The organism is Saccharothrix sp. NBAS 001 (assembly GCF_056640475.1).
This window is the reverse complement of record NZ_CM153251.1, coordinates 151135-167502: the sequence shown is the minus strand read 5'-3', so window position 1 is coordinate 167502 and position 16368 is coordinate 151135. Positions and strand designations below refer to the sequence as shown.

Annotated in this window: 13 protein-coding genes; 8 read left to right on the top strand and 5 right to left on the bottom strand. The window is 73.2% G+C overall.

The features are described from left to right. Position 1 precedes the first annotated feature (1 nt). The 3 genes from AC0HI0_RS00785 to AC0HI0_RS00775 are packed head-to-tail and all read left to right on the top strand — an operon-like array spanning position 2 to position 2169. Positions 2-1123, top strand: a complete 1122-nt coding sequence (locus tag AC0HI0_RS00785) for a sensor histidine kinase (protein ID WP_480930271.1) — start codon at positions 2-4, stop codon at positions 1121-1123. Next, positions 1120-1722, top strand: coding sequence for a response regulator transcription factor (locus AC0HI0_RS00780; RefSeq protein ID WP_480930270.1), 603 nt, complete (start codon positions 1120-1122; stop codon positions 1720-1722). Before AC0HI0_RS00785 ends, AC0HI0_RS00780 begins: the two co-directional genes overlap by 4 nt. 51 nt (positions 1723-1773) lie before the next feature. After that, positions 1774-2169: a ChaB family protein gene (locus AC0HI0_RS00775; protein WP_480930269.1), complete on the top strand. Its 396-nt coding sequence runs from the start codon at positions 1774-1776 to the stop codon at positions 2167-2169. Here the strand turns inward: AC0HI0_RS00775 and AC0HI0_RS00770 are convergent. Then, positions 2151-2618, bottom strand: a complete 468-nt coding sequence (locus AC0HI0_RS00770) for a DUF6328 family protein (RefSeq protein ID WP_480930268.1) — start codon at positions 2616-2618, stop codon at positions 2151-2153. The two genes, AC0HI0_RS00775 and AC0HI0_RS00770, sit on opposite strands and share 19 nt — an antisense overlap. A gap of 104 nt (positions 2619-2722) precedes the next feature. Here AC0HI0_RS00770 and AC0HI0_RS00765 point away from each other — a divergent pair, with 104 nt between their 5' ends. Next, positions 2723-3190: an SRPBCC family protein gene (locus AC0HI0_RS00765; protein WP_480930267.1), complete on the top strand. Its 468-nt coding sequence runs from the start codon at positions 2723-2725 to the stop codon at positions 3188-3190. A gap of 63 nt (positions 3191-3253) precedes the next feature. On the opposite strand, the gene AC0HI0_RS00760 is transcribed toward AC0HI0_RS00765, so the two are convergent. Next, on the bottom strand, positions 3254-4630 hold the full coding sequence (locus AC0HI0_RS00760) for an FGGY family carbohydrate kinase (protein ID WP_480930266.1): 1377 nt from the start codon (positions 4628-4630) through the stop codon (positions 3254-3256). Continuing rightward, positions 4630-5763 carry a xylose isomerase gene (gene xylA, locus AC0HI0_RS00755; protein ID WP_480930265.1) on the bottom strand — a complete coding sequence of 378 codons (1134 nt, stop codon included), beginning with the start codon at positions 5761-5763 and terminating at the stop codon, positions 4630-4632. Before xylA ends, AC0HI0_RS00760 begins: the two co-directional genes overlap by 1 nt. A 61-nt stretch (positions 5764-5824) precedes the next feature. On the opposite strand from xylA, the gene AC0HI0_RS00750 reads away from it, so the two are divergent. The 4 genes from AC0HI0_RS00750 (at position 5825) to AC0HI0_RS00735 (ending at position 13789) form a co-directional block, all read left to right on the top strand. Continuing rightward, positions 5825-6997 carry an ROK family transcriptional regulator gene (locus AC0HI0_RS00750; RefSeq protein WP_480930264.1) on the top strand — a complete coding sequence of 391 codons (1173 nt, stop codon included), beginning with the start codon at positions 5825-5827 and terminating at the stop codon, positions 6995-6997. Positions 6998-7119: 122 nt separating this feature from the next. Further along, positions 7120-10242: an AfsR/SARP family transcriptional regulator gene (locus AC0HI0_RS00745; protein WP_480930263.1), complete on the top strand. Its 3123-nt coding sequence runs from the start codon at positions 7120-7122 to the stop codon at positions 10240-10242. Between the two features lie 64 nt (positions 10243-10306). Beyond that, the gene (locus AC0HI0_RS00740; protein WP_480930262.1) at positions 10307-13030 is read left to right on the top strand and encodes an nSTAND1 domain-containing NTPase; all 2724 of its coding nucleotides are present in this window, start codon (positions 10307-10309) and stop codon (positions 13028-13030) included. 378 nt (positions 13031-13408) lie between these two features. After that, entirely contained in the window at positions 13409-13789 is a 381-nt protein-coding gene (locus AC0HI0_RS00735; protein ID WP_480930261.1) for a LapA family protein, read from the top strand. 101 nt (positions 13790-13890) lie between these two features. Here the strand turns inward: AC0HI0_RS00735 and AC0HI0_RS00730 are convergent, their stop codons facing one another. Both AC0HI0_RS00730 and AC0HI0_RS00725 read right to left on the bottom strand, forming a co-directional pair. Beyond that, entirely contained in the window at positions 13891-14922 is a 1032-nt protein-coding gene (locus AC0HI0_RS00730) for a LacI family DNA-binding transcriptional regulator (protein ID WP_480930260.1), read from the bottom strand. Next, on the bottom strand, positions 14919-16352 hold the full coding sequence (locus tag AC0HI0_RS00725; protein ID WP_480930259.1) for a GH1 family beta-glucosidase: 1434 nt from the start codon (positions 16350-16352) through the stop codon (positions 14919-14921). The genes AC0HI0_RS00730 and AC0HI0_RS00725 overlap by 4 nt, the downstream gene beginning before the upstream one ends. Positions 16353-16368: the final 16 nt, after the last annotated feature.

Below are 16368 nucleotides of genomic sequence, written 5' to 3'. Positions count from 1 at the left end.
CGTGACGACTATTGGCACCCTGCGGCGATGGACCTTGTGGTCGGTGGTCGGCGCGGGCGCGATGGTCGCCGCGGTCACCGCGCTGGACCTGTCCACCGGCCGCTACGGACCCCTGGGGACGCCGCTGCTGGCGTTGGCGGTCGTCGTGGTGGCGGTGCAGCACGCCCGGCACATGCGGCAGGCGATGGGCGGCCTGGGTCGTGGCGGGCTGCACGCGGTCGAGCACCTGGCGACCTTCGCGGTGGCCCTGGCGGCGCTCACCTACGCCGGCTACCACACGCCCGTGCCGATGGCCTGGTACCTGCTGCCCGCTGCGGTGATCGCGCACGTGGTGGCCAACCGGCCGCGCGGGTCGCGGTCGCTGATCATGCTCGTGGGCACGGCGGCGGCCATCCTGGCGGGCGGCGTGCTGCACTCGCCGGACACGTTCGGCTCGCTGGTGCTGCCGGTGGTGCTGGTCAGCGCGTTCGTCATCGCCGACCTGGCCCAGCTGTGGTTCTGGGACGCGGTGCTCCAGCTCGACCGGGGGCGGCAGGCGTCCGAGGCGCTGGTGGTGGCCGAGGAGCGGCTGCGGTTCGCCGCCGACCTGCACGACATCCAGGGCCACCACCTCCAGGCCATCGCGCTCAAGGGCGAGCTGACCTCGCGGCTGATCGGCCGCGACGACGACGCGGCCCGCCGGCACGCGGACGAGGTGGCCGAGCTGGCCCGGACCGCGCTGAAGGAGACCCGCGACGTGGTGCTGGGCTACCGGCGGGCGAGCCTGGGCACCGAGATCACCAACGCGGTGGGCGTGCTGCGGGCGGCCGGGATCGAGACGGCGGTGTCCGGCGAGGCCGCGAACGTGCCGCCGCCGTTGCAGCCGCTGTTCGGCGCGCTGGTCCGCGAGGGCACCACGAACGTGCTGCGGCACAGCCGGGCGCGGCGGTGCGACGTGGACATCCGGGTGGCCGACGGGCAGGTCAGCGTGCGGCTGCGCAACGACGGGGTCCGGCCCGACGACGCGACCGGCGACGGTTCGGGCCTGGCCGGGCTGCGCGAGCGGTTCGCCGCGGTCGGCGGCCGGGTGGAGTTCGACGCGGGCGGGGACGGGTTCGAGCTGGTCGGGTCGGTGCGGTCGTGATCCGGGTGGTGCTGGCCGACGACGAGGACCTGATCCGGGGCGCGCTGGCGGCGTTGCTGGAGCTGGAGGAGGACCTGACCGTGGTCGCCCAGACCAGCGACGGGGACGGCGCGGTCGCGGCGGTCCGGGCGCACCGGCCCGACATCGCCGTGTTCGACCTGGAGATGCCGGGGCGCGACGGGGTGCGGGCGGCCGAGGCGGTGCGCGACCTGGAGGGCGTCGCGGTGGTCATCGTCACCCGGCACGCGCGGCCGGGCGTGCTGCGGCGGGCGTTGAGCGCGGGTGTGCGGGGGTTCGTGCCGAAGACCACACCGGCTTCGAAGCTCGCGTCGATCCTGCGCGACGTGCACGCCGGCCGCCGGTACGTGGACTCCGAGATCGCCGCCGCCGCGCTGACCGAGGACGCCTGCCCGCTGACCGCGCGGGAGCTGGACGTGCTGCGGCACGCCTTGCGCGGCGGCACGGTCAACGTCATCGCGCAGGAGGCCCACCTGGCCGCCGGGACGGTGCGCAACTACCTGTCCTCGGCGATGACCAAGCTCGGCGTGAGCACCCGCTACGAGGCCGCCCGCCGGGCGTGGGAGGAGGGCTGGATCTGAGCGTGGCGCCGCCCGATCCGGGGTACTCCCCCGGTGCGGAGAGGAGGCGTCATGCCCGGAGGCAGAGAGCTGCCCGGCACGATCGCGCGGTCGTCGAGGAAGGCGCAGCGCGCGTGGATCAAGGCCCACGACACGGCGGTGGCCGAGCACGGTGAGGGCGAACACGCCCACCGCGCCGCGTTCGCCGCCCTGAAGCGCGGGTTCGACAACGTCGGCGACCGCTGGGAACCGAAGGGCCACAACGGACCGACCCACCGGTCCCCGGGCCGGGGTCGCGGCGCGGGAGGGGTGGACGCGAACGCGAGCAAGGCCCACCTGTACGCCGTCGCGAAGCTGCTCGACGTGCCGGGGCGGTCGTCGATGACCAAGGACGAGCTGGTCGACGCCATCGCCCGCGCGCACCAGAGCCGCACCCGTGCGGCGAGCCGCTACTCGGCGGGGTTCTGACCGCGCTCCCGCCACGGCACCAGGAACCACAGGGTGCCGAACAGCACCGCCGCCACCCCGCCCAGCACGATCGCCGGCACGCCGCCCACCACGACCTCGGCGAGCAGCAGGATCGTGCCCGTCATCGCGACCGCCAGGCACCCCAGCCCGAGCACCGCGAACCGGTTCGCCACCGCGATGACGTGCTCCCGGCGGCCCCGCCGGAACAGGATGCGGTGCCACGCGGCGGGCGCGGTCAGCAACGCGACCGCGCCCGCCGCGAACAGGATCGTGACCAGGTGGGTGACCCGGACGTAGGTGTCGGCCGACGCGTACCGGTCGGTGAACGCGATCGACAGCAGGAATCCGAACAGGATCTGCACGCCCGCCTGCGCGACCCGCAGCTCTTGGAGCAACTCGTTGAGGTTGCGCGCCAAACGGCGTTCGTCGGACGACTCGGCTTCGCTCACCGGAGAGGGGTACCCGTCCGCCGTCCGGACCAACCGACGTGTGGGATCGGGCTCGTGGGGTAACCGGGGTTCGTACTCGACACGAGGAAGAGGGTTGTTATCCAGTGACGACGATCGAGAAGTCCGTGGACGTCGACGTGCCGGTCACCACCGCGTACAACCAGTGGACCCAGTTCGAGTCCTTCCCGCGCTTCATGGAGGGCGTCGAGAGCATCACCCAGCTCACGCCCACCCGCACGCACTGGGTGACCAAGATCGCCGGTGTGCAGCGGGAGTTCGACGCCGAGATCTCCGAGCAGCACGCGGACGAGCGGGTCGCCTGGCACTCCGTGGACGGCCCGAAGCAGGCCGGTGTGGTGACCTTCCACCGCCTCGACGACCGCAGCACGCGGGTGCACCTGCAGATGGAGTTCGCCCCGGACACGCTGACCGAGAAGGCGGGCGCGGCGCTGGGCGTCGTGGACCACCGCATCTCCGGCGACATGAAGCGGTTCAAGGAGTTCATCGAGGGCCGCCGCGTCGAGACCGGCGCGTGGCGCGACGACGTGAACCGTCCCCCGCAGACCCGGTAGTCCCGTTCCACCCCGGCGCGCCGGCCGTGACGACCCCTCGTCACGGCCGGCGCGCCGGTCCGCTCACCGGTCCACGGTCAACTCCCGCGCGGTCGCGTACCGGTCGCGGACCCGCGGTGTCGGGTCGGCTTCGGACACCTCGGACCCCAGTTCGGACCAGTGCGGCGGGCCGTCCGAGCCGGCCACCGCCCACGCCGCCTGCCTGGCCGCGCCGTCCGCCACGTACTCGCCGGTCGCGGGCAGGACGACCGGGCGGCCGAACACGGCGGGCGCGACGTGCCGCACGGCCGCCGACCGCGCGCCGCCGCCGATGAGCAGCACCCGTTCGACGGGCGTGCCGACGGCCGCCAGCGCGTCGACCGCGTCGGCCAGGCCGCACAGCAGCCCCTCCACGGCGGCCCGCGCCAGGTGGGCGGGCGTCGCGTTGGCCGGCCGCAGCCCGTGCACCGCGCCGGTCGAGTCCGGTTTGTTCGGCGTCCGCTCGCCTTCCAGGTACGGCACCAGCACGAGCCCGTCCGCGCCCGCCGGGGCGGCCAGGGCCAGCCGGGACAGCTGCGCCAGGTCCACGCCGAGCAGCGCCGCCGTCGCGTCGAGCACGCGGGAGGCGTTGAGCGTGCACACCAGCGGCAGGTGGCCGCCCTCGGCGTCGGCGAAGCCGTTCACCGTCCCGGTGGGGTCCGCGACGGGTCGGGACGCGCGGGCGAACGCCGTGCCGGACGTGCCGACCGACACCACGACGTCACCGGGTCGGGCCTGCACGCCGAGCGCGGCGGCGGCGTTGTCCCCCGCACCCGCGCCCAACCTCGCGGCGGCGGGCTCGGCGGGCCCGAGCACCCTCGGCAGCACCGGGACCCGGCCGAACGCCAGCTCCACCAGGTCCGGCCGGTACCGCCCGGTGGCCGCCGACCAGTAACCGGTGCCGCTGGCGTCGCTGCGGTCCGTGGTCAGCGAGTCGAGGCCGCCCGCACCGGCCAGCCGCCAGGTCAGCCAGTCGTGCGGCAGGCACACGGCCGCCGTCCGATCCGCGTTCGCGGGTTCGTGCGCGGCCAGCCACCGGAGCTTCGCGACGGTCAGCGAGGCGACCGGCACGTTCCCGACCGCCGCCGCCCACGCCGCCGCGCCGAGTTCCGCGACCAGCTCCGCCGCCGCCCCCGCCGACCGCAGGTCGTTCCACAGCAGGGCGGGCCGCACGACCGCGCCGGTCTCGTCCAGGCACACCAGCCCGTGTTGTTGCGCCGCAACGGAAACCGCCGCCACGTCGGCCAACCCGCCGGCCGCCTCGACCGCCGCGCCCAGCGCGTCCCACCACGCCGCCGGGTCGACCTCCGTCCCCGCCGGGTGCGCGGCCCGGCCTTCCCGCACCAGCGCACCGGTCTCCGCGTCCCGCACCACGACCTTGCACGACTGCGTGGACGAGTCGACCCCCGCGACGAGCGCCATCAGCGCGCCCCCAGCAGGTGCTCCAAAGCCAGCTGCGACAACCGCACGAACCCGTAACCACGTTCCGAGGCAACGGAAAAGTCGTCATCGCCGCCGAGGAAGTCCTCAATGGACTCCCCGGCGGCCAAGGTGGGCTCGGCCAGCTCGAAGACCCCGCTGTAGCGCAGGGCTTCCCGCACCTCGGGATCCGCCCGGAACGCCGCCGCACGCTCCCGCAACAACCGGTAGGTGCGCATGTTGGCCGCCGCGCTGACCCACACCCCGTCGAGGTCCTCGGTGCGCAACGGCTTGTAGTCGAAGTGCCGGGGGCCGTCGTAACCGCCGTGCTCCAACAGGTCCACCAGGAAGAACGCGGACAGCAGGTCGCCGTGCCCGAACACCAGGTCCTGGTCGTAGCGCGGCCCCTTCTGCCCGTTGAGGTCGATGTGGAAGAGCTTGCCCTGCCACAGCGCCTGGGCGACGCCGTGCACGACGTTGAGGCCCGCCATCTGCTCGTGCCCGACCTCGGGGTTTACCCCGACCAGGTCGCGGTGCTCCAACGTGGCGATGAACGCCAGCGCGTGCCCGACGGTCGGCAGCAGGATGTCGCCGCGCGGCTCGTTCGGCTTGGGCTCCAACGCGAACCGCAACCCGTAGCCCCGGTCCTCGGAGTACTGGGCGACGGTGTCCAGCGCCTCCCGGTACCGGTCCAGCGCGGCCCGCACGTCCTTGCCCGGGTCCACCTCCGAGCCCTCCCGGCCGCCCCACAGCACGACGGTGGACGCGCCGAGGTCGGCCGCGAGGTCAAGGTTGCGCAGCACCTTGCGCAGCGCGAACCGGCGCGCGGACCGGTCGTTGGAGGTGAACCCGCCGTCCTTGAACACCGGGTGGGTGAACAGGTTCGTGGTCACCATCGGCACCACCAGCCCGGTTTCGCCCAGCACCGCGCGCAATCGCGACACCCGCCGGTCCCGCTCGGCCGCGTCCGCGCCGAACGGGACCAGGTCGTCGTCGTGGAACGTGACGCCCCAGGCGCCCAGTTCGGCCAGCCGGCGCACCGCGAGCACCGGGTCCAGCGGCGGCCGGGTGGCGTCGCCGAACGGGTCGCGCCCCTGCCAGCCGACCGTCCACAGGCCGAAGCTGAACCTGTCCACCGGGCCACCTCCGATAAGTTTGATGGCTGAACTTATCGCAGCGGGCCGCTAGGATCCAGGGGTGTCCCGACCGCGGCCCGCCGGCCAGCACACCGTCCGCCGGCACAACTGCGCGCTCGTGCTGGACGCGATCGCCGCCGCACCCGGCACGTCCCGGGCCACCGTCGCCGCCCGCACCGGCCTGACCAAGGCCACCGTGTCCAGCCTGGTCGACCGGATGATCGGCGCACGGCTGGTGGTCGAGGGCGCGGCGCAGAGCAGGCCCGGACCGGGCCGCCGGGGCACCGCCCTGCACCTGTCCCCCGCCGGGCCGCACGGCCTGGGCGTGGAGATCGGCGTCGACTACGTCTCGACCTGCCTGGTCGACCTGACCGGCCGGGTGCGCACGAGCTGGCTGCGCCCCGGCGACAACCGGGCCGCGCCGCCCGGCCGCGTGCTGACCAAGGTCGCCGCCGCGATCCGGCTGGCGCTCAAGGAGGACGTCACGATCGGCGGCGTCGGCGTGGCCGTGCCGGGCCTGGTCGAGTCCGCCACCGGCATCCTGCGGCTCGCGCCGAACCTGGGCTGGCGCGAGGTCGACGTGCGCGGCGAGCTGACCAGGCGGGTCGGGCTGGAGGTGCCGGTGCTGGTCGGCAACGAGGCGAACCTGGCGGCCCTGGCCGAACTGCGGCACGGGTGCGGCGCCCCGGACTTCGTGCACGTGTCGGGTGAGATCGGCATCGGCGCGGGCATCGTGCTGGGCGGCGAACTGTTCGAGGGCGTGTCCGGGTTCGGCGGCGAGATCGGCCACCTGTCGGTGGACCCGGGGGGCCCGGCGTGCCCGTGCGGGTCGCGCGGCTGCCTGGAGCGCCTGGCGGGCCAGGACGAGATCGTGCGGGCGGCCCGGGTCGCCGACGTGCCGGGACTGCTCGCGGCGCTCGACGCGGGCGACCCCGCCGCCACGGCCGCCGTGCACGACGCGGCGACGTGGCTGGGCGTGGCGCTGGCCGGCGCGGTGAACCTGCTCGACCTGCCGACCGTCGTGCTGGGCGGCACCTACGCGCGCCTGGAACCGTGGCTGAGGCGGCCGCTGCTGGCCGAGCTGGGCCGCCGGGTGGTCAGCGCCGCCTGGTCCCCGGTCACCGTGCTGGCGTCCCCGCTGGCCTCCGACGCGGCGACCCGGGGCGCGGCCGGCACCGCGCTCCGGGCCATCCTCGCCGACCCCGACCCCTACATCTGCGCCGTGCTGGCCTGAAACCCGCGACCCGGCGCAGGAGGGGCGGTGCCCCCTGGTCACCGCCCCCGACACCACCATCCCGATCACCGGTACACGTCCCGGTACACGTGGCCGTGTACCGCGATCACTACGCTGGGCCCGTGCGCTTCGGGGTCCTGGGACCGTTGGACGTTCGCGACCACCAAGGTCGACCGCTGCTGCCCACCCGCCGCAAACAGCGGGTCCTGCTCGCCGTGCTGCTCCTGCGCGACAGCCCGACCAGCACGGACGCCCTGTCCGACGCGCTGTGGGACGACCTGCCGCGCTCGGCCTCGGCCAACCTCAAGACCTACCTGTCCGACCTGCGCCGGCTGCTGCGCCCGAACGCCACCATCGACACCCGCCCGGAGGGCTACGCGCTGGCCGTGCCCCGCCCGGACCTCGACGCCACGCACTTCGAGGACTTGGTGCAGGACGGCCGCAACGCGTTGCGGGACAAGCGGTTCGACGTGGCCACCGAGCGGCTCACCCGGGCGCTGGGCCTGTGGCGCGGGCCGGTGCTCGACGGCCTGCCGGTCCCGGAGCTGATCCGCCCGCAGGTCACCGTGCTGGAGGAGCTGCGGCTGGACGTCCAAGAGGACAACCTCGACGCCCGACTGGCCCTGGGCCAGGACGTCGTGGGCGAACTCCAGGCGCTGACCGGCCGACACCCGCTGCGCGAACGGCTCTGGGGCCAGCTCATGCTCGCCCTCTACCGCACCGGCCGGCAGGCCGAGGCCCTGGCCGCGCACCAACGCCTGCGCGAAACGCTGGACACCCGCCTGGGCATCGAGCCGTCACCGGCGATCCGCCGCCTGCACGTGGAGATCCTGCGCGCGGACACCACCCTCGACCGCCCCGGCCCCACCGTCCCCCGGCACCTGCCGCCCGCCGTCCCGTCGTTCACCGGCCGCGCCGAGGCGCTGCGCCGGCTCGACCTGCTGGCCGCGCAGGCGGTCGAGGACCGGGCCGGCACGACGGCCGTGGTGACCGGCACCGCCGGCGTCGGCAAGACCGCCCTCGCCCTGCGCTGGGCCGACCAGGCCCGGGCGAGCTTCCCGGACGGCCAGCTCTACGCCGACCTGCGCGGCTTCGACCCCCTGCCACCCCGCCACCCGACCGAGGTCCTGGCCCGCTTCCTGCACGCGCTGGGCGTGCCGCCGGAACGCGTGCCGGCCGACCAGGACGCGGCGGCGGCCCTCTACCGCAGCACGCTCGCCGACCGCAGGGTCCTCGTGCTGCTGGACAACGCGGCCTCCCCCGAGCAGGTCCGCCCCCTGCTCCCCGGCGGCTCGGGCTGCCTCGTGGTGGTCACCAGCCGGGACCGCCTGGCGGGCCTGGTGGCCCGGGACGGCGCGACCCGCGTCCCCCTCGACGTGCTCACCGCCGCCGAGTCCGGCGCGCTGCTGAGGTCCCTGCTGGGCCCCGCCGCCGAACCGGAGGCCACCGCCGAACTGGCGGACCTGTGCGCCCACCTGCCGCTGGCCCTGCGCATCACCGCGGCGGACTTCCCCGGCGGCCGGCTGGCCGACCACGTCGCCGAACTGCGCCGGGGCAACCGCCTGACCGCGCTGCACGCCGACCAGGACACCGCCGTGCGCGCCGCGTTCGACCTGTCCTACGCCAAACTCCCGGCACCCGCCCGCAGGCTGTTCCGCCGAATCGCCCTGATCCCCGGCCAGGACTTCACCGCCGACGCCGCAGCGGCCCTGGACGGAAACCCCCTGCCCACGGTCAAAACCCACCTGGCCACGCTCGTGGACGCCCACCTCGTGCACCACGACGGCACCCGCTACACCACCCACGACCTGCTACGCCTCTACGCCCGCGAACGCGTCCACGCGGAGGAGACGGCCGACACCAGGACCCGCGCGAGCCACCGCCTGCACGACCACTACACCGCCCACGCGATCGCGGCCGCCACCGTCCTCTACCCCGACATGGCCCGGCTGCCGACGACAACCCCGCCCGCACCGCCACCGTTCGAGAACGAGACCCATGCCTCGACCTGGCTCGACGCGGAACGCGCCAACCTCGTCGCCACCGTCCAGCACGCCGCCGAGCACCCCGACCTGGCCCCCTACGCGTGGCACCTGGCCGACGCGCTGCGCGGCTACTTCTGGCTGCGGATGGCCACCACCGACTGGCTCACCGTCGCCACGACGGCCCGCCGCGCCGCCCCGGACAGCGACCCGGCCGCACAGGCGTCCGCCGAGCTGAGCCTGGGCAACCTGCACTTCCTGCTCAGCGACCACCCCCGGGCCACCGCGCACAGCACCGACGCCCTGCGCCTGGCCGAACGGGGCGGCTGGCCCGCCGGACAGGCGTCGGCCCACAACAACCTCGGCGGCATCCTGCGCCAGTCCGGCCGGCTGCCCGAGGCCGCCGAGCACTTCGCCGAGTCGCTCGACCTCGACCGCCGGCACGGCCTGCCCGCGGGCCAGATGGCCGGCCTCAACAACCTGGCCATCGTCGCCTGGCAACTGGGCCGGCTCGCCGACTCCACCGAGTACTTCACCCAGGCCCTGCGCCTGCGCCGGGAAGCCCGCGCACCGCAGGGGATCGCGCTCGCGCTGGGCAACCTCGGCGAGCTGTGGCACACCCGGGGCGACCCCGACCGAGCCCTGGAACACCTCACCGAGGCCGTGGACATCCACCGCGAGATCGGCGCGCGCGTGGCCGAGGCCGGCAACCTCGCCACGCTGGCCGCCGTCCACAACGACCTGGGCGACACCGAGCGCGCCTACGACCACGCCCGGACGTCGCTGATGCTCGCCCGGGACACCGGCGAGCGCCGCGCCGAAGCCGGCGCGCTGCTCGTGCTCGGCGACATCCACCGCCGCGCGGGCCACGCCCAGGACGCCCGCGACTGCCACCACCGCGCCGTCACGCTGGCCAGGGAGACCGACGACGACTTCCTGGAGGCCGAGGCCCTCATCGGCACCCACCCGGCGCAGGCCCTGACCATCGCCCGCCACGCCGGCTACCGGGTGACCGAGGGCAAGGCCCTGACCGCGCTGGCCCACGCCGAACTCGCGCGCGGCGACGCGGGAGCGGCCGTCGCCCACGCGCGCGCCGCGCTGGAAATCCACCGGGCGACCGGCCACAGGTCGGGTGAAGCGCACACCCTGGTGATCCTCGGACGCGCGGAACCCGAGCGGAGGAAGGCACACTGGCAGATGGCCCTGGACCTGTTCACCCGGATGCGCGCACCCGAAGCAGGCCGGATTCGGGGTCGAGTCTGAAAGTCTGGACGACACCCGGAACGCTGCGGAGAATCGGGGAAACTTTGGGCAGGGGGTGGAACCGGTGCCGCGTGGAGAGCGCCCGTTGGACGTCGGCGACAGTCCGCTGCTGAAGTTCGCGGCCGACCTGAGGTCGTTGCGCGACAAGGCGGGCGGGTACAGCTACCGACAGCTGGGCGCCCGCGCGCACTACTCGGCGACCACCCTGTCCGACGCGGCCGGCGGCCGGAAGCTGCCCAGCCTCGCGGTGACCCTCGCCTACGTCCGCGCGTGCGAGGGCGACGTGGACGAGTGGGAGGACCGCTGGCACCAGGTGGCGGCCGAGGTCCTGCCGACGCCCCCGGCGTGCCCGAACGAGGCGCACCCCCCGTACGCGGGCCTGGCGGCGTACGGCACCGAGGACGCCGAGTGGTTCTTCGGCCGCGACCGCATCCTGGAGGACTTGGAGGCCCGGATCACCGCACGGCGCTTCACGGCCGTGTTCGGCGCATCGGGAGCCGGCAAGTCGTCGCTGCTCAAGGCCGGTCTGATCCCCCGGCTGCCGGGTCCCACCGTGCTCACCACGCCGGGCGAGGTCGACGTCGAGGCGGGCAAGCTCGACCTGACCCAGGACCTGATCATCGTCGACCAGTTCGAAGAGGTCTTCACCCTCTGCCAGGACCGGGTGAAGCAGGCGGAGTTCATCGACGCGCTGCTGTCCGCGCAGTGCCGCGTCGTGCTCGGCGTGCGGGCGGACTTCTACAGCCACTGCGCCCAGCACCCGAACCTGGTGGAGGCCCTCACCGACGGCCAACTACTGCTCGGCCCGATGGGCCCGGAGGAACTGCGCCAGGTGATCATGCAGCCCGCCGTCAAGGCGTCCTGCACGGTGGAGACCGCCCTGGTCAGCAGGCTGATCGCGGACGCCACCGGGCAGGCCGGCGTCCTCCCGCTGATGTCGCACGCCCTGCTGGAGACCTGGCGGCGCCGGCGCGGCACCACGATGACCCTGGCGGGCTACGAGGCGGCCGGCGGAATCCAGCACGCCATCGCGCAGACCGCCGAACGCACGTTCACCTCCCTGGAGAAGCAGCAGCGGACCCTGGCCCGCCAGGTCTTCCTCAGGCTGACCGCGCTGGGCGACGGCATCGAGGACACCAAGCGCCGGCTGCCCAGGGCCGAGCTGGACCAGGACGTCGACGTGGACGTCGTCCTCGACCGCCTGGCCCACGCCCGCCTGCTCACCCTCGACCGCGACACGGTCGAGATCTCCCACGAGGCCCTGATCCGCTCGTGGCCGCGCCTGCGCAACTGGCTGGCGACCGACCGTGACGGCCTGCGCACCATGCGTCAACTCACCGAGGCCGCGGCCACGTGGGACTCGCTCGGCCGGGACCCCGACGCCCTGTACCGGGGAACCAGGCTGGACACCGCCGTCGAGTGGACCCACCGCGACGGCGCGCGGACCAGCGCCCTGGAACGCGAGTTCCTGGCCGAGAGCGAAGCCTCCCGCGACCGCGAACGCCACCTGGCCCACCGCCGCACCAGGAGGCTGCGCCAACTGGTCGCCCTGCTGCTCGTGCTCCTGGTGCTGGCCTCGGGCGCGGTGGTGCTGGCCATCGGTGCCCAGAAGCAGGCGGCCACCGAGCGGAACCTCTCCGTGGCCCGGTACGTGGCCAACGAGGCCCAGAACCGCAGGACCGCCGGCGACCGCGTGCTGGCCAACCAGATGATCATCGCCGCGTACCGCCTCAGCGGCACCGACGACCTGCGCGACCTCGTCCTGAGCGCCCACGCGTCCGCAGCCGAGGACATGGTCAGCCGCTCGGTCCTGTCCAACGGCGCGGCCCTGAGCCCCGACGGCACCCAGATCCCGACCGCGCGCGTCCCGTACAGCGCCGACGACCGCGTCTACAAGCGCCTGGGCGGCCTGCTGACCCCGCGCAACACCGTCACGTCCTTCGCCGTGACAGCCGCCGAACGCGCCTACGCCACCACCGCCGAAACCCCCGACGCCCGGATCTGGGACGTCACCGACGCCCGCGAACCGAAACCCGTCTACACGTTCTCCGGCCCGGTCACCAGAATCGCCTTCGCCCCCACCGACGGCCGGATCCTGGTGACCGTGGAAGGCGCGTCGGAAGCCAAGATCTGGGACGCCTCGAACCCGAGGGAACCCAAGGTCCTGGGCGTCCTGACCGGCCACCCGAGGTGGATCACCGACATCGCGTTCAGCCCGAACGGCCAGATCCTGGCCACCATCGACAACCAGAGCACGGTGCGCCTCTGGAGCCTGGCGAACCCACGGGAACCACGCCAGATCGGCGAACTGAAAGACGGCGAGGACGTCTCCACGCTAGCCCTCTCCCCCAACGCCAAGACCATCGCCGTGGCCGGCGCGAACGGCACCATCCGCCTCTGGGACCTGGCCGACCCGTGGTCCCCCACCCGCCTGGCCAGGATGATCGGCCACTCCGACAAGGTCCTGGCCATGGGCTTCCGCCGGGACGGCAAATCCCTGGCCAGCACCAGCAAGGACGACACCGTCCGAATGTGGGACCTGACCGACAACCGCCGACCGTCCCAACGCGCGAGGGTCAGCGGCCCCACCGACGGCATCTACACCATCAACTTCGGCGACACCCCGAACTGGGTGGTGACCTCGAACGCGGACGGCACCACCCGCGCGTGGGAATTCGACGTGGACATCGCCATCGCAAAAATGTGCGAATCAGTCGACCAACAAATCACCGAAGAGGAATGGCACAGAAACTTCGAGGGCATCGACTACTACCCACCCTGCGCCTAACCCCTCACTCCCCCACCGCTCCGCACCACCAGACCAACCGCACGCACACACCCCAACACCCACCCCACACCCCCGCACCCCCACCACCCCACCCCAGCCCTCACAAACCCCACCTTCGCCGCGTTCTCCCCGTATTGCCTGCGCGCAGCGAACCGCGCTTGGCCGGGTTGCGCAAGCGCGCTTTTCGCTTGCGCAACCCGGCCAAGGGTGGTTGTCTTCAGACCAGGCAATACGGGGAGAACGCGGCGTGCTTCACCTCCCCCGGATGCCTGCCCAGCGGCGAGCGTCGTTCTTGAACTCGAAAACCCGAGCCCGCCCGACCCCACATCCCCCACCCGCCGACTGGCACCCAAGCCCTCCGGGACCGATAATCACGGCGTGACCACTCCCCGTGACGAGGACCGCATCAAAGCGACTCCTGCCGCCCCGCTCCCGGACGGTCCGACCAGCACGTCGATCGACCACACGCCGACCCCACCGGCGACCACCGGCCACAAACCAACGCCGACCGGCCGCAAACCCCGCCCCACCAGGATCAGCGGCACGTGGGTAGCCGTCCTGGCATCGATCGTCGTCCTCACGTTCCTGCTGGTCTTCATCCTGCAAAACCTGACCGACGCGACGATCCACTTCATCGGCCTGGCCAGCACCCTGCCCCTAGGCGTGGCCCTCCTCTTCTCCGCGATCGGCGGTGCCGTCACCGTCGCCCTGGTAGGTGCCGCGCGCATCCTCCAACTACGCCGCCAAGCCAAACGCTGACCCCACCCGGCCAGCCGTCACGCCCCCACCCAACCGCCCGCCACCGCTACAACCGCCACCGCTGCCAACCGCCACCGCAACAACGCCACACCGCAAAGCCGTCACGCGCTGACGCGAGTGACCATCGACGTAGGCAACAGCAGGAACGGCGGGAGGTTCTCCTCTCCCGCCAACTCCGACATCAGCCGCCACGTCATCGTCCGCCCCAACCGCTCCACGTCCTGCCGAACGGTCGTCAACGGCGGCACCGCGGTCGACGCGATCATCAGGTCGTCGAACCCCACCACCGCCACGTCCTCCGGCACCCTCTTCCCCCGCGCGTGCAACACCTGCAACGCGCCCAACGCCATGATGTCGGCCGCGACGAACACCGCGTCCAACGACGGGTCCCGCGCCAGCAGCTCCTCCATCGCCGTCGCACCGCTCTCCGGCGTGAAGTCCCCGTACGCCACCAGGTCCGCCGGAACCCGAGCCTGGCTCATCCCGCGCTTCCACCCGGCCAGCCGGTCCATCCCGACCGCCATGTCCCGAGGCCCGGCGATCGTCCCGATCCTCTTGCGCCCCAACGAAACCAGGTGCCGAGCCGCCTCCAACGCCCCGTTGAAGTTGTCGGAGTCCACATAGGGCACTCCGGCCGCGCCCAGCGGTCGCCCGCCGACGACCGTCGGCAACCCGGCGTCCGCGAGCACCCGGGGCAGCGGGTCCTGGCCGTGCAGGCTGATCACCAGCACACCGTCGACGTGCCCGCCGCACAGGTAGTTGACCAGGTCCTGCTCGTCACCCTCCTTGCTCATCATCAGCACCAGCTGCACCCGCCGCCCGGCGAGTTCCGCGTGCACACCGCGCAGCACCCCGGCGAAGAACGGGTCGGCGAGCACCCGACTCCCCTGCTCCGAGACGACCAGCGCGATGCAGTTGGCCCGGTTGCCCGCCAACGTCCGGGCCGCCTGGTTGGGCGAGTACCCGAGGCGCGCGATGGCCTGGCTGACCGCCTCGCGCGCCTTCGTGCTGACGTAAGGCTCGCCGTTGATCACCCGGGACACCGTCGACTTGGACACCCCGGCGGCGCGGGCGACCTCTTCCAAGCGGGTTGTCGCCCGACGTGGCCTGGGCTGGTCAACGGCGTCGGTCACGAGGCGACCGTCGCGGCGAGCACGTTGCCCCGGGCAACCTGGGAGTACCACATGGCACTCATCTTAGGAGTCCGCACTTGCGTGTCGTAGTCGACATGCACGATCCCGAACCGCTTGGCGTAACCTTCGGCCCACTCGAAGTTGTCCATCAGCGACCAGGCGAAGTACCCGCGCAGGTCGACGCCCGCTTCGATGGCCGCGTGCGCCGCCCGCAGGTGCGATTCGAGGTACCCCAACCGCTCCGGGTCGTACACCGCGCCGTCCGCCGCCACCGCGTCGCGGTAGGCCGCACCGTTTTCCGTTACGTACAGCGGAATCGAGGAGTACTCGCGATGGACGCGCAGGAGTACTTTCGTCAAGCCCGACGGTTCGACCTCCCAATCCATGTCCGTCCGGGGCAGACCTCGGCTCGGGAACGTCACGTGCTCCGCCCCCACCCACGGCGACCCGGGCACCGCCGGCCCCGGCTGCCCGCTCACGAAGTGCTCCGCGTAGTAGTTCACGCCCAACTGGTCGAGCGTCGCGGCCACGACGCCGAGGTCGCCGTCCCTGATGTGCGCGGCGAACCCGTACGGCTCCAGGTCTTCCAGCACATCGGCCGGGTACCGCCCGTTGAACAGCGGCTCCAGGAAGATCCGGTTCTGGAGCCCGTCCAGCCTGCGCGCCGCGTCCACGTCCGCCGGGTCGTCCGGGTCGGCCGCGATGACCGGGTACATGTTCAACGTGATCCCGATCTTCGCCCGCGCCGACGCCGCGCGGATCACCTCCGCCGCCAAGCCGTGGCCCAGCAGCAGGTGGTGCACCGCGGCCGCCGCCGCCCCGGGCTCCTGCCGCCCCGGCGCGTGCACCCCGGCCGCGTAGCCCAGGAACGCCGAGCACCACGGCTCGTTCAACGTGGTCCAGTTCGTCACGCGATCGCCCAGCACGCCCACCACCGAGTCCGCGAAATCCGCGAACCGGTACGAGGTGGCGCGCCCGGCCCACCCGCCACGTTCCTCCAGGGCCTGCGGTAGGTCCCAGTGGTACAGCGTCGGCCACGGCTCGATGCCCGCCGCCAACAACCGGTCCACCAGCCGGTCGTAGAAGTCCAGCCCCGCCGGGTTGACCCGCCCACCGTCCGGGCGCACCCTCGGCCACGCCACCGAGAACCGGTACGCCTGCAACCCCAGGTCCGCCATCAGCCGCACGTCTTCGTCCACCCGCCGGTAGTGGTCCGCCGCCGGCTCCCCGGTGTGCCCGCCGGCCACCGCCCCCGGCACCTCGCAGAACTCGTCCCAGATGGACTTGGTGCGCCCGTCCACCGTCGTCGCGCCCTCGACCTGGAACGCGGCCGTAGCCGCCCCCCACAGGAACCCCTCCGGAAAGGAAACCTCCGCCGCCCCCACCACACCGCCCGCACCCACCACACCGACCGCACCGACCGCACCCACCGCACGAGAATCCACA